At 60.6% G+C, this 14,321-nt stretch carries 7 protein-coding genes; 3 read left to right on the forward strand and 4 right to left on the reverse strand.

Going from position 1 to position 14,321, the window contains the following annotated elements:
- Window positions 1-320: 320 nt before the first annotated feature.
- Window positions 321-8,936, reverse strand: coding sequence for a GH36-type glycosyl hydrolase domain-containing protein (locus PAN31117_RS09120; RefSeq protein WP_150737912.1), 8,616 nt, complete (start codon window positions 8,934-8,936; stop codon window positions 321-323).
- A 45-nt stretch (window positions 8,937-8,981) separates the two neighbouring features.
- Entirely contained in the window at window positions 8,982-9,314 is a 333-nt protein-coding gene (locus tag PAN31117_RS09125) for a hypothetical protein (RefSeq protein WP_150737913.1), read from the reverse strand.
- A gap of 211 nt (window positions 9,315-9,525) precedes the next feature.
- Between PAN31117_RS09125 and PAN31117_RS09130 the strand changes: the two genes are divergently transcribed.
- Entirely contained in the window at window positions 9,526-10,344 is an 819-nt protein-coding gene (locus PAN31117_RS09130) for a PRC-barrel domain-containing protein (RefSeq protein ID WP_150737914.1), read from the forward strand.
- A 191-nt stretch (window positions 10,345-10,535) separates the two neighbouring features.
- A complete protein-coding gene (locus PAN31117_RS09135) occupies window positions 10,536-11,405 on the forward strand; it encodes a slipin family protein (protein ID WP_150737915.1) in 870 nt (289 codons plus the stop codon).
- Window positions 11,406-11,443: 38 nt separating this feature from the next.
- Here the strand turns inward: PAN31117_RS09135 and PAN31117_RS09140 are convergent, their stop codons facing one another.
- Window positions 11,444-12,700: an AI-2E family transporter gene (locus tag PAN31117_RS09140; RefSeq protein ID WP_246188989.1), complete on the reverse strand. Its 1,257-nt coding sequence runs from the start codon at window positions 12,698-12,700 to the stop codon at window positions 11,444-11,446.
- Window positions 12,701-12,921: 221 nt separating this feature from the next.
- On the reverse strand, window positions 12,922-13,383 hold the full coding sequence (locus tag PAN31117_RS09145; RefSeq protein ID WP_150737917.1) for a BON domain-containing protein: 462 nt from the start codon (window positions 13,381-13,383) through the stop codon (window positions 12,922-12,924).
- Window positions 13,384-13,675: 292 nt separating this feature from the next.
- Between PAN31117_RS09145 and PAN31117_RS09150 the strand changes: the two genes are divergently transcribed.
- Window positions 13,676-14,263, forward strand: a complete 588-nt coding sequence (locus PAN31117_RS09150) for a BPSL1445 family SYLF domain-containing lipoprotein (RefSeq protein WP_150598608.1) — start codon at window positions 13,676-13,678, stop codon at window positions 14,261-14,263.
- The last annotated feature ends 58 nt before the right edge of the window (window positions 14,264-14,321 follow it).

Raw genomic sequence — 14,321 nt, forward strand, 5'->3', positions numbered from 1 at the left:
CTTGAAAAATTAATAAAATCAATGCCTTAAATATTTTGCGACGGCATCGACACCCTAATTTTTGTCCATCAATGTGGACAACATTTTAGTGCGCCCATCTGCTTGCCAGAAAGCCCGCCGAGCAGCCCCACCGCGCCGTCACCAACGACAACGGCTGTTGCGCCAGTCGTGCCGATTCCGGGCACCACCAAGCTGGCCCATCTGAACGAGAACCTGCGCACCGCCGAGGTGACGCTGACCCCGGCCGAAGTGCAGGAGCTGGAGGCCGCCGTCTCTAAGATTCAGATCGGGTGTGACAGGTATCCGGCGGCGCAGCAAAGCTACACCTGCGGAAGAAGACTGACCTGCACTCGGTGAGTACGTCCGTCGTCGACCAGCGGTATGTCTGGATCGTTGCCTTCCAAAAGTTGCCCATCGACAGTGACGGATGCGTGGCCTTGACTCTGGCCATGCGGATTGGTCACAGAAATGAGATAACGGGATTCGCCAAATTGGTAGCTAAAGCGATACCCGCGCCACTCATGCGGAATGCACGGTGCAATGCGCAGTGCGTTGCCGCGCTTGTCCAGCCCCAGAATGGACTCCACGGTACCGCGATGCATCCACCCCGCAGCGCCGGTGTACCAGGTCCAACCACCTCGACGCACGTGCGTTGGGGAGGCGTAAATGTCCCCGGCCATAACGTAAGGCTCCACCTTGTAGGCATGCACACCGGCGCGCGTGTCGGCATGATTGATGGGGTTGAGCATCTTGAGCATGTCGCCGGCACGGTTCCCGTCGCCAATTTTCGCGTATGCGATCATGCACCAGGTGGCGGCATGCGTGTATTGCCCGCCGTTTTCCCGAATGCCGGGCAGGTATCCCTTGATGTACCCGGGATCTCGCGCCATCTTGTCGAACGGTGGTGTCAATAGCAGGATGAGGTCGTCGCCCGGGCGTACCAGATAGTGCTCGACAGATTCCATCGCCCGACGCTGCCGGTCTACATCTCCCGCCCCGGAAATCACACTCCAGCTCTGAGCAATCGAATCGATACGACACTCCGCATCGCCCGCCGTGCCGAGCGGTGTTCCGTCATCGAAGTAGGCTCGCAGGTACCATGCGCCATCCCAGGCGCCATTGTTTAGCGCGGCATGCAAACGCTCAGCGTGCGCCCGCCATCGCGCTGCAGCGTCGACCTCTCCGCGCGTCTGCGCCAAATCGGCGAAGGGCAACGCGGTGGCATGCAGGAACCAGCCAAGCCAGATGCTTTCGCCTTTGCCTTCCATCCCGACGCGATTCAGACCGTCGTTCCAGTCGCCCCCGCCGATGAGCGGCAGGCCGTGAGTGCCTGTTGCGAGACTGCAATCGATGGCCCGCTGGCAATGCTCGAACAGGGTTCCGCTCTGCGCTGTGACTGTCGGCACGTAATACGCATTCTCTTCGGTGTCGGGGACAGGGCGTCCCTCCAGATAGGGCACTGGCTCATCGAGGATCTTCGCGTCACCCGTCACTCTGACGTAATGATTGACCGAGTACGGTAGCCAAAGCCTGTCGTCCGAGATATGGGTGCGCACGCCACGACCTGAGGGCGGATGCCACCAATGCTGCACATCCCCCTCGACAAATTGCCTTGCGGCCGCCTGGAGCAAATGCGCCCGGGCAAGATCGGGGCGCGCATGGCACAGCGCCATGCAATCCTGCAGTTGATCGCGAAATCCGAACCCGCCGCTCGCCTGATAGAACGCGGCACGCGCCCACATGCGGCAAGACAGCACCTGATAGAGCAGCCAACCGTTAAGCATCAGATCGGTCGCCCGGTCCGGTGTCTCGACCTGAAGCTGCGTGAGAATCGCACGCCATTCCGATTTGACTGTTGCCAAGACCGTGGCTGACGATGTCCCACGGTAGCGTTGAATGTATCTCCTTGCCGCGTCACGGTCGTTCGCCTGCCCAAGAAGAAGCGTCAGTTCGACGCGTTCGCCGGGGGCCAATGTGATGTGCGTGAGTAGCACGCCGCAAGGATCCATGCCCGCGCCCGTCGCATTGCTGAGCGCCGCATCGGATATCAGCCCGGCAGGACGGGCGAGATCGCCGTTGCGTCCGATGAATTCTGTGCGGTCGCCGGTCCAACTGGACTGCTTGCCCAGCCAGTCCAGAAAGGCGATGCGCTCACTGAATTCACCGTTCCATGCGTTGGTGGCGAACATTGCCCCCGTGACGGAATCGATCTCCGAGACGACAAACGGCGCATTGCGGGCACGTCCGGCACCTAGCACCCATTCGACGTATGCTGCAGCAGAGAGTCTGCGCGGGCGCTTTGAACGGTTTTCGATGGTGAGTACGGAGAGCTTGACAGGGTCGTGCCAACTCACGAATTGCACGAGTTCGGTCTTGATGCCATACACGGCATGTTCGAAACGACTGTATCCAAAACCGTGAGAAGCAATATAGCGGGTGTTCTCCAGACGGATTGGAGATGCGGTCGGGCTCCAGAGATGCCCGGTTTCGTCGTCGCGCAAAAAGAACGCCTCACTGCACGGATCGACGACCGGATCGTTCGACCATGGCGTCAGTTGATTGGCTTGGCTATTGGTCGACCAGGTGTAGCCGCCTCCTGACTCGGAGACTTGAAATCCAAATTCCGGATTGGCGATGACGTTCAGCCATGGCGCGGGTGTGCGCTGGCCCGGACCGAGTACCGTCACGTACTCACGCCCCTGCTCGGCAAACCCACCCAGCCCGTTGAAATACTCAAGCGCAGGGGCGGGCAACGGCATGTCAGCGAGGTCATCGTCACGCGTTGTGCGCGTTCGGCCGATATTCAACGGCTCGTGGATAATCCTACGGCCCATGCGCACGACTTGTTCTTCGAGGCTGCCTTGTCTCGCCCCCGCGAGTACGACACGGGCGGCAGTTAGCAACAATGTCATTTCCGCTGCCTCCAGGCCGTCGGCGCGAATGACGGAAATGCTGCCACGGCCGTCGTTAGGCCCGGATGTGACCTGTGTGCCGCTGACCATCGTCTGAAGCGAGACTTGCAGATCCTCGATATAAGACACCTTGCGTTCATTAAGAATCACGAGGTCGACCGGAACGCCTTTGCCTTGCCAGTATTCGTGGGCACGCAGCAACTGTCTGACAATGTCGCGGTCGTCCTGATCGTCCACCCGGACCAGTACGATGGGCAGGTCTCCGGAAATGCCAAATCGCCATAGCGATGGCGCACTGAGCGTGTTGCGTTTGAGCACCTCGACGGCTGCACGCATAGCGGCGTCCACATAGAGCACCCGGTTGGCGATGAACTGAAAGAGCTGTGCGTCATCGGCGGTGATACCCAGATAGTGCAGATTGACCTGTCCCTGAGTCCACGCCAATGTCGAGATGCGTTGGAAGCTTGCCGGGTCGTGATATTTGTCGGTGAGATCGAGCAATGCCTCACGGCTTGGCGCCACCATCGTAGAAAACACCAGATGCTCGGTCCCACCGGGAGCAACGATAATGCGCGTGCGCAGGCTGAAGATCGGATCCAGTACCGGGCCTACCGTATTCGACAGCGGACGGCCGTCCATCACCGCCAACGGGTCGCGAATCGTTCGCCCCCGTGTGATGAAACGTGCCCGATCCGTCTCATAGCCCACGTTGCCGCCATGCGGTGAGCGCGCCAGCACATGCGCCGCCCACAAGGGCGTATCCGTGCCACCGCGAGGGCGGCGCATGGCGAGCAGACCCTGCACTTCCGGCAGGTATTCGGTCTGGACGAACAGATTGGAAAACGCAGGGTGCGCCGTGTCGCTCGCCATCGGCGCCAGCACGACTTCGGCGTAGGAAGTGACCTCAATTTCGCGCGTCAGCGCGCCCTCATTGGTGATGGACAGGCGACGGACTTCGGCGTTGTCTTCGGGCGACACTATGATTTCCAGTGTCGAGACAAGCGAGCCTTCCTGCCGGACGATGCTTGCACGATCCTCCGAGAACGCCACGTCGTAGGCGTCTGGCTCGGTGTCGACAGGCTGGAAGGTCGCGGACCAGACAGCGTCATTTGCCGTATCCCGCAGAAACAGATAGCTGCCCCAGAGGTCGCACGTGAGGTCCTCGCGCCAGCGGGTCACGGCAGCGTTGCCGCATAGGCTGTATCCAGACCCGGCGGCAGTGATCATGACGGAATATTCGCCGTTCGATAGCAAGTGCGTGGCGGGAGGGGTCTGACCTGCGGAATAGAATCGCCGCATGACCGGCACAATCGCCTCGACACCCGTTGGCGTGTCCGCGATGTCGGGCGCGAGATCCACCGCGCTGATTTCGCGCGGGTTCGCCTCATGCAAGAGCAAATCAGCGGCCCTCACGACGGGCTGACGATGGAAGCGTTGCCGCATGACGTCGCCGAACAGCACGTTTGTCAACGCGACCAGCGACATGCCCTGATGATGGGCCATGTAGGTGCGAACCGGAACGGCGTTACAGTTTTTCGGTAGCCGCGAAGCGGTGTAGTCAATGGCGTCGTAATAACCGAAGACACCGCGAGCGCCAACACCATCGAGCCGCTTCAGGTTGGCCACGGCGTGCGGCAAGTCGTACATTGCGGCGAGCACCGTAGCGTAGGGCGCGATCACGAGAGACCGCGCCAGCCCACGCTTCAATGCCAACTCGGGTACCCCGAAATCCGAGTATTGATAAGTCAGCGCGCGGTCGCGTATGTTGCAGGCTGACTCGGAGATGCCCCATGGCACATTCCGCGCCTTCCCATAGGCAATCTGACTTGCCACGGCAAGCTCGCACGTTGAATCCAGCAGGCTTCTATGCGGATAGTCCATCACGAGCGACGGCATCAGGTACTCGAACATCGAACCGGACCATGACATCAACACCGCGGCCTTGCCGTAAGGCGTCATGATGCGCCCGAGCCGGAACCAGTGCGTTGCCGGCACATCGCCCTTGGCAATGGCGATGAAGCTTGTCAAGCGAGCTTCGGATGCGAGTAGATCGTAGTATGAGTTGTCCAGTTCGGCGTCTGCCACTCGATAGCCGATCGAGAACAAGCGTCTGTCGGCCGCGTACAGGAAGCGGAAATCCATCTCGTCGAACAACCGGCGCGCCAATGTCGCAACGGCTTCGAACCGTTTCACGATGTCCGGGCCAGGCAAAGGTGACAGTGTGAAGTAATGAAGCGATTCGCCCTCAGGCGACACGTCCGGCGCAAGGTCACGCACGTGACTCTTCACGTCGCTACGGATTGCGCCGACCCAGTAGAGCACTTCGCTATGCGCCGCGTCACCGCGTTCGTTCACGAATGTCTGAGCGAGATCGAGTAGGGTGGTCACAAGCTGGTCGATCGCATTCCAGCGCCGGCGCCAGCCTTCGGATGCGTCAGCGATGACATCGACCGGTTTGGACGGTGCCGGCTGGAGGAGCATGAGTTCCAGCGCATCGAGTTCTTCGTACAGGTGAGTGCGATTCACCGTAAGCGTTCTCCGGTCGTCGCTCTCGTGGGCGATGGCGTCGCGCAGCAGGGCGACCGTGTCGAGAATTCCATCGAGTTGCGCGCGGGAAAATACCGGCTCAAGGGGAATGTCTTCGCATGCGCTCGCGACGACGAGCAGATGGCCGGCCAAATTGCCGCTGTCGACGCTCGACACATATTGCGGGGCCAGCGCGCTGAGGTCGCGGGTGTCGTACCAGTTGAAAAAATGCCCCTGGTAGCGCGCAAGCGTCGACATCGTGCCAAGGGTTCGCTCCAGGCGCTCTAGCGTCTCCGTCACGCCAATCCAGCCGAAGTCGCGCGCAGACAGCGCCGACAGCAGATAGAGGCCGAAGTTGGTGGGTGAACTTCGATGCGCCACCACGGGGCGCGGGTCTTCCTGGAAGTTGTCAGGCGGGAGCTGATGATTGTCGTCGTCGACAAAGGTGGAAAAAAAGCGCCAGATACGCCGGCCAGCCATTCGCAGGGCGGGGTTATCCTCCGTGAGGACGAGGGACGGGCGCGTGGGGGCCGGCCGGCGGCTGATCCATTGGGCGACAAACGGAGAGAGACTCCAGAGGATCAGAAAAGGGGCCGCCCACGGGAGGCTTGCAGGTCTGAGCCATGCAACGATAGCCGTGCACAGCGCCGTGAGCGTGATGGCGCCGCGAAACGACCAGAGAAAGTTGCCCACCGAGCGTCCGGTGTGCAGCTTGACCTGTGCCGCCGTCACCCACTCGAGCAATCGGCGTCGCGAGACGGTCAGCCTGAACAGCGTGCGTGCGATGGCGTCGATGGCGAGCCACGCGTGGTTGGCCAACATCGAGGCCACGATCAAGGTTCGCTCGACGCCGCTGCACATGTCGCGGCCAACCGCGCGCCAGTGGCTCGGCATCGAAATGCCGGTCTGTGACGGGATCAGGCCTGTCGCTATCAGAAATAGCGCTGGGGCGGAAATCGCAAGCACCACCAGTGCCGACCAGATCCCGACAGGCGCCTGCGCGACTGTCCACGCGCACAGCAGCGTGGCCAGCGCCGCGGGCGCGGTAATGGAGCGGCGCAAATTGTCGAGCATCTTCCACCGCGCTGCGGCCGGAGTCGCACCGCCGCGCTTGCCGACGATCCATGGCAAAAGCTGCCAGTCGCCCCGGATCCACCGGTGCAGCCGCGCAGCAGCCACCTGAGCATGGGACGGGAAGTCCTCGAACAGCTCGATATCGGTGACCAATCCACATCGGGCGAAATTGCCTTCGAAAAGGTCATGACTGAGAATCGTGTTCTCCGGAATTCGCCCCGCAAGCGAGGACTCGAAAGCGTCGACGTCGTACAGGCCTTTGCCAACGTAGCTGCCCTCGCCAAGTAAATCCTGATATACGTCGGACACGGCGCCGGCATAGGGGTCGATGCCATAGCGCCCTGAGAACAGACGTGAATAAATGGTTCCTTCGCTCATCGTGGGCAATGTTGGCGTGATGCGCGGTTGGAGGATGCCGTAGCCGGCAACCACACGCCGAGAGCCCGGATCGATGTAAGGACGGTTCAGTGGGTGCGCCGCAGTGCCGACGAGCTGCCGCACGGCGTCAATCGGCAGACGCGTGTCGCTGTCGAGCGTGATGACGTACCGCACGCCGGGAGGTGCCCATGGCGCGTGTGCGTCAATCGTCATGAACGAGGTGTCGGTGGCACCTCGAAGCAACCGGTTGAACTCGTGGAGTTTGCCTCGTTTGCGCTCCCATGCCAGCCATTTGCGCTGCGTTTCATTCCAAAGCCGCCTGCGATGGAACAGGAAGAAGCGGGGCGTGTTGGAGGTCCCCTCTGCATAGCGGGAATTCAGTGCCGCGATGCGGGCACTGGCGGCGGCCAGCAGTGGCATGTCGCTTTCGATGTGTTCCTCATCGGCATCCCGCCAATCGGAGAGCAGAGCAAACCGGACATCACCCTTGGGATTCGCCAGATAATGCACTTCCAACTGAGCGACCTGTGCAGCAATGTCCGCCTCGTTCGTCAGCATCATCGGCACGACAACGAAGGTGCTGAGTTCACGCGTAATACCGTCGGCCAGTTCAAGGCGCGGCAAATGACGCGGAGGAATCAATCGGGTCAATGTGCGTTCGATGAGCAGAACGGCAAGTTCCGATGCTGGGAACTGACCGCATACAGCCAATAGCACCAGACCGGCGACGCTCACCCCCGCGATGGCGCTGAGCCAAAGGGGAACAGCCAGGATCAGGCCACTCAGCAGACAAACGCCCAGAATGTAGGCCGCGGCGCGATGATGGGCGTCATGCAGGCGCCAGCGTTGGGTGATCGGCACACGATAGGCGATCTCGCGCTCAAAGGCACCACGGCCGGAAGATAGAAGATAGTAGCCCGGGTCTGTGCGACGCGGCATGTCTTCGGCGTCAGTCGCATCGCCCGTGCCCGCCGCCGCAGCCGCCGCTCGGAGGTTCAGCGCCTGCGTGACCTCAAGCTCCGACAACCGGGATCTCGCCGCCAATTTCTCGATCTCGTGCCGGTAGCCGTCTCGAGTCGCAAAGTCCATTTCCGCGTACCCGGCGTTTTGGCGCAGATACGCGTCGACCAGGCTGACTTCCTCGAATAGCGGCTGCCAATCGAATGCCCGCATGTCGCGCAGACTAGTGATGACATTGCGCACGCTCATGTTGGCCGCCGCCTGACTGGCGTGTTCGGCCTGTACGACTTCGTCGGCCGATTGCCCTTGCTGTGCCAGTTGGTCGCTCAGCCATTGCAGAGACCTGTCCTGATAGCGCAGGCGCTGGATCAACTGGACCGTAAACGCCGGCTCGAACGGCTCGACGACGGCTGCAGCGGCCTTCGGTGCATCATCGGCAGCGGGGGACGCAGACGCCTTATGCGCGAGCAGATCGTCCGCATATCGGTCAGCGGCCTGACGATTCACCTGAGCTCGCGTGACTTGCGCGCACAGGCGCCGGAGATTCTCGATCATCACGGCGCGCAGGGTGAGCGGCATGGCCCAGAGTTCCGCCATGCTTAGCGGTTCGACCTTCTGATAGGCGAGCAAAAAGCACGTGAGTAGTGCAGGATCGAAACGACTGTCTGTGTGCGCCACGAAGGCCCAGAGCACGCCATAGATACGCGGCAGGCCACGCAGTGGGCCATTTAGCAGCCGTGGCAACGATCGGAAAGACTTCGTGTTCAGGTCGTGCCGGACTTCTCTGAACTGGTCGGAGACGGTGCGGAAGTTGTCCAGCAACCACTCCGCAGCCGGGGTGATCGAGCGACGCTGCAAGGTCGCGTGCGCCGTTGCGTCATAGCACTTGCGCAATACGCGCTCGTTGTCGGCCGCGCGTGAGGTCAGGGCTCGGGTGCGGGGCGGATGAACGGCGATTTGCTGCGCACGCGCCAGACTGAGCGCATGCTGCTCCAGCCGGTCGCGGCTGAACAACTCAGCCCGAATCGGGGTTTCCGGAGGCCCGAAGTCGCTCTTCCCCCGGGAAGTTCCGACAAAGTAGTCCATTCCTGGCGGTTTCCACATACCGATGTCTCCGGCGTTGCACGGCGATCAGGAGAACACGGGGTGTTTGTCATCCAGACCGACGACCTCGTCGTAAATGTGGTCTCGCGTGCGCGGGTCGAAGTGCTGCCAGATTCGAGCAAGCCAGTATTTCACCTTGCGCTGGGAAACGTCGCGCCCGCTCACCGGCACGGCCGGGAATTGGACATTCTCACCGACCAGCTTTCCCTGCAGGTACTCGTGGGCGTTGGCTCTGACATATTCTTTGGCTTTCATCAGATCTGTGGCGCTGGAGGAAAACGACAGATCCAGACACGTCAATGTCCAGACTGCGTCCTGACGTTCTCCGTAGACATGAAGCAGTATCCGTTCCTTTCTCATGATCGACTCCTCTTCGCACATGCGCGGCATATGCCTCGAATGATGGTCGCGGCTTTTCCCGAGCGCGTCGGTTCGATACCGAACGGACGCGCTGGAAACTTTGACGTAGGGTGAAGGCGACTTCGGCAACCGATCCTCTCCATCGCGTGGCGTTTGCGTGCGTGCGGAGGCCGGACGCCGTCATTGACAGGCGATTCACGGGAGATTTGCCATGTTACGAACCCTGGACGAACTGGAGGCCTGCACCATCCGCGCGACTGATGGTGATGTCGGTCTGGTGAAGGATCTGTACTTCGACGACAAGGCGTGGGTCGTGCGGTACCTCGTAGTGGAAACCGGGATGTGGCTTGCGAATCGTCAGGTATTGATTTCGCCGATTTCCATTGGTCAGAGCGACTGGCTCGACGAGATCATTCCGGTCACGATCACAAAGGATCAGGTGAAGCACAGCCCGGACATCGACACGCACAAGCCGGTCTCGCGTCAGCATGAAGCCGACTATCTGGCGTATTACGGATACCCGGACTACTGGGGCGGCGTGGACGCCTGGGGAGAAGGCGCATTCCCGAGTGGGCTCGCCAGCGGCAGCCGGTCAGAGCAGGATGCCTTTCGCATCGCACGAGAAGCGACGCATTCCCATGACGAAATGGTGAATCGACCGCGACACGATCCGCATTTGCGAAGTGCGGATGCGGTGACCAACTATCACATCCATGCCAGCAACGGGGACATTGGACACGTCGAAGGCTTGCTCGTGGATGTGCACACATGGGCGCTGCGCTACCTCGTCGTCAACACCAGTAATTGGTGGATGGGCCATCTGGTGGCCGTCCCGGTGACGGTGATCGAGCATATGAACTGGCTGGACGCGACGGTGTCGCTGGCACTGACGCGCGAAGCGGTGAAAGGCGCACCGCCCTACGATAGCAAGGCCAGGCTCGATCGGCGCCAAGAGATCAGCATCCATAACCACTTTGGCCGCGCGGGCTACTGGGACGAACCGGTGGCTCACAAACAAAACGATATTTAGGGCTGTGGCGTCAGCCCCGCGCATCCTGCTCCTCTCGGTACGCCAGCGGACCGAAATTCGCTTTCCAGGCCGTTAGATTGAGCATCAAGAGCGACTATGAATCATGCGGAACCTGGGCCGCCTGTTCAGGTGGGTCCGGTTTGTCTTACGTGCAGACAGTGCACGTGTCTGAAGGTACAGGAGCCCTCACCATGAACTCCATCACTTCATTTCTGGTACTGGTGCTTCTTCTCGTGGGCACGGTAGCCGGCGTCTACGTCAGTCCGTACCTTGCACCATGCTTTCTCGTCGCCGCCGTATTGCTGGGTTCGACGTTGAAGATGGCTAACGCATGGCAGAAGTTCGTGATCCTGCGCGCCGGTAAGCTGCAAAGTGTGAAAGGCCCGGGACTGTTCATGATTCTGCCGGTCATCGATAGCGTCACGGCCGTGATCGACGAACGCATTCAAACCACGGCATTCAATGCCGAGCAGGCGTTGACAAAAGACACGGTGCCGGTCAACGTCGACGCGATCATCTTTTGGCATGTCAACGATGCAGAGAAGGCTGCTTTGGCGATCACGGATTACCGGCAGGCGATCGACCGGGTGTCTCAGACATCCTTGCGCGAGATGATCGGCGCGTCGATGTTATCGACTCTGCTTTCCGATCGGAAAGCATCGGACGAACAACTGCGCGAAGAGATCGGCGCCAAGACCGCCGCGTGGGGGATTGCGGTGATGTCCGTGGAGGTTCGCGATGTCGCCATTCCAGTCGCCCTCCAGGACGCCATGTCGAGACAGGCTCAGGCCGAGCGCGAAAAGCAGGCTCGCATGATTCTCGGCTCAGCGGAGGCTATCGTTGCGGCGAAATTTGTAGAGGCTGCGGCAATTTACGAAGGCCATCCGCAGGCATTGCAACTACGCGCCATGAATATCATCTACGAGACGACCAAAGAGCGAGGCGCCACGATTCTGATGCCGTCCTCGATGGTCGACAGCATGAATCCGGTAGCAATATCGTTTGCAGTGGCCGGCGCCGACCCGGTCAATTCGACTCCGGGCCTGAAGACAGCTGCGTAGTCATCGAATCACCGCATATGGCGGGACCCATCGGCGATCTATTCGCCCAGAAGTTCCGCCAGGGGCTGAAAATTCTCCACGTGCTGCGACACGACCTTCGCGATGACGATGATCGGGATGCTTAGCAACATGCCAGCGATTCCCCACAGCCACCCCCAGAACAGCAGCGAGACGAAGATGGCGGCCGGATTCATTTTGGCGATCTTCCCGGTAATCCAAGTGGACACAAAAGTTCCGACGAGCGCTGCAATCGCGAGAGACGTCCCTGAAACCAGCAGAGCCATCGAGAACGATTGGAATTGCATATAGGCGGCCATACCGGTCGCCGCAGCGCTCACCCCCGGCCCGAGATAGGGCACCACATGCAACAATCCCACCGCCAGTGCCCAGGCTCCCGCGTTATCCAGTCCAATCGCGCGAAACGCCACCCAGGTGAGGCCGCCGACCAGCATATTGGTCACGAGCAACATCAGCATATATTTCTGTATGGAGTCGTTGATGTCGTCGAGAATGCGCACGGTGATTTTCTTCGACGATAGCGACGGCCCCGCCAACCGCACGAGCTTTCGCTTGAACGTGCCTCCGCTGACCAATAGAAAGAACGCCAGCAGGATCACGGTCATGGCTTGGGCAATGAGTCCCAAAGCCCCCATCGAGCCGACCCACAGAAAGGCGCTCAGCTTGAAGGCGGGTTGATCCAGCACCACATGCGTGACCGGTTGCCTCTGCGGCGAGGACAGGTCGGTGGCCTGATTGGCCGCTTTCTCTATCGCGCCTGCGGCCGCCTTCATCTTCTGAAGATTGCCGAACGTGCCGCTGCGAAGGTTATCCAATACGCTCGAGAATGTCCGTGTTGCCTCAGGCAATTGCCCAACCACTCGATCGATCTGATCACGCAAGGGATAGCTGCCGGACACGAACACGCCGACGACGGCCAGCATGACGATGACAGCGCCAGCGGAACGTCCGACCCTGAGTTTCTCCAAGCCGACGACCAGAGGGTTGAGGGTGTAAGCGAGAAGGACACCGAGCAGCACCGGGACGACAAATCGTTGCGCCCACTCCAGCGCGAACAGGATGGCGAGCGTCGCCAGAATGCCCAATGCCAGGCCCCGTGCATCCACCGGCATGCGCGGTGCAGGCTCGATCGGGGACGCGGCAGTATCAGAGGCTTCCAAGCCGTTCGGGGGTATGGTCGGGATGACGTCCGGTCGTTGCGCGAATGCGTCGCGATGTCTGTCTTTCGGTCCGAAAAGACGGGCTGCGCCCCGGTTGATCCAGGTGAATGACCACACGGTGGGCCTCCTGATTCGTAGGGAAATGTGAGCGAGTTCGTTGGCTCGATCCATGAAGGGCATGCGACCTGACGCTCATTTGCAGACGGCGTTTACCGTCATGAGCAGAGCAAAATGAAGCCTATCGTGACAAGCAGAAGCACCGTATAGCTCATCACAATCACCTCGCTTCACCGGCGATGCACACCGATCTCTTCATGCGATTGTCGAAGCCGTGCGAACTATCGCGAGCCGATCGTCAGCCCCGAGCTATCGACACGTTTGACTCCCTTGACACGCTCCGCAATGCGTTTCGCATCGTTGACGGCGTCTTGACTGGCAAGCTTCCCGGTCAAAACAACGATGCCGTGAGTGGTCTTCACACTGACGTTCGTGCCATCGCTGATGCTCTTCGCGAGGAGCTCGGATTTCACTTTGGTCGTCACCCAGGTGTCTGACATTACACGCTCCGAATGATGCATGTCGCTCTTGGCGTCCGAGGCCATGCTGCTCTCGGCAGCCTTTACGGGCACGAGCGCCAGGCCAAGTACGATCGCCAGGCCACCAGTGAGCGCACCGTGCCAGGCGGGGCGATAGACGCGAATCATGGGCAATAGAGGGTTCCTTGGTTTGGAGGCGGCCGGTTGCGCATCGGTGTCGAAACCATCGGCAGCAGCAGGAACCACGGGAATTTTGGCAGTCATGGCGATCTCCGTTTGACCACGGTGGCCTGAACAGGACGTCGGTATGACGTACGCGAGGCGAACCGCACACGGCCATTCACATCGAGGCCGCGCTCAACCGGACGGCTGAGAAAGTCAGCATGCGCGTCCGCCTGCGACATGTCAGTCCGCTACCGAACCGATGGGTGTACCGGGTGCGCGGTCTGTCGACGATTGGGCATCGAAGAACTTTTCGGGCGCGTACGTTGACGTACCGTATCCGAGGGCTGGCGGGCATAGCGTAAGCCTGTCACTCACGACTTTGGAGACGGTCATGCAAAGACGAAAATTCATGTGGGGAACCTCAGGCTCGATGGTCGTGCTCGGACTGGCGCTCTCGGGATGCACGACCACCAGTCCAACGGACGCCAGCGGGCAACAGATGGACAAGCGCCATACGATCGACGCAGGCGTGGACTCGACCTTGACGCGCCTGTACGCCGCGGCCCACGGATCTCGCGAGTTGGTGCGCAAGGCGCACGGCGTATTGATCTTCCCTTCGGTCATGGATGCAGGGTTCGTGGTGGGCGGGCAGTACGGCGAAGGATCGCTGCGCGTTGCAGACCACACGGTGGGCTATTACAGCACCGTTACGGGATCGATTGGCTGGCAGATTGGCGCACAATCCCGAGCCATCGTGCTGCTCTTCATGACGCAGGAATCGCTGAACCGCTTCCGCAATGCCGACGGCTGGTCTGCTGGCGGAGACGCGTCAGTGGCAGTGCTGAAGATCGGTGCCAACGGCAATGTCGATACCACCACGGCCAGCAGTCAGGTAAACGCGTTCGTCCTGACCAACAGCGGCCTAATGGCAGGAGTGTCGCTCGAGGGAACGAAGGTCACGCGAATCAAATCGTTGTAATGCCGCAGAATGAATCGGGCCCCCGAATGGGGGCCCGGTCCGTTAAGTGTCTGTGTTG

The sequence above is a fragment of the Pandoraea anapnoica genome (assembly GCF_902459765.1).
Lineage (GTDB): Bacteria > Pseudomonadota > Gammaproteobacteria > Burkholderiales > Burkholderiaceae > Pandoraea > Pandoraea anapnoica.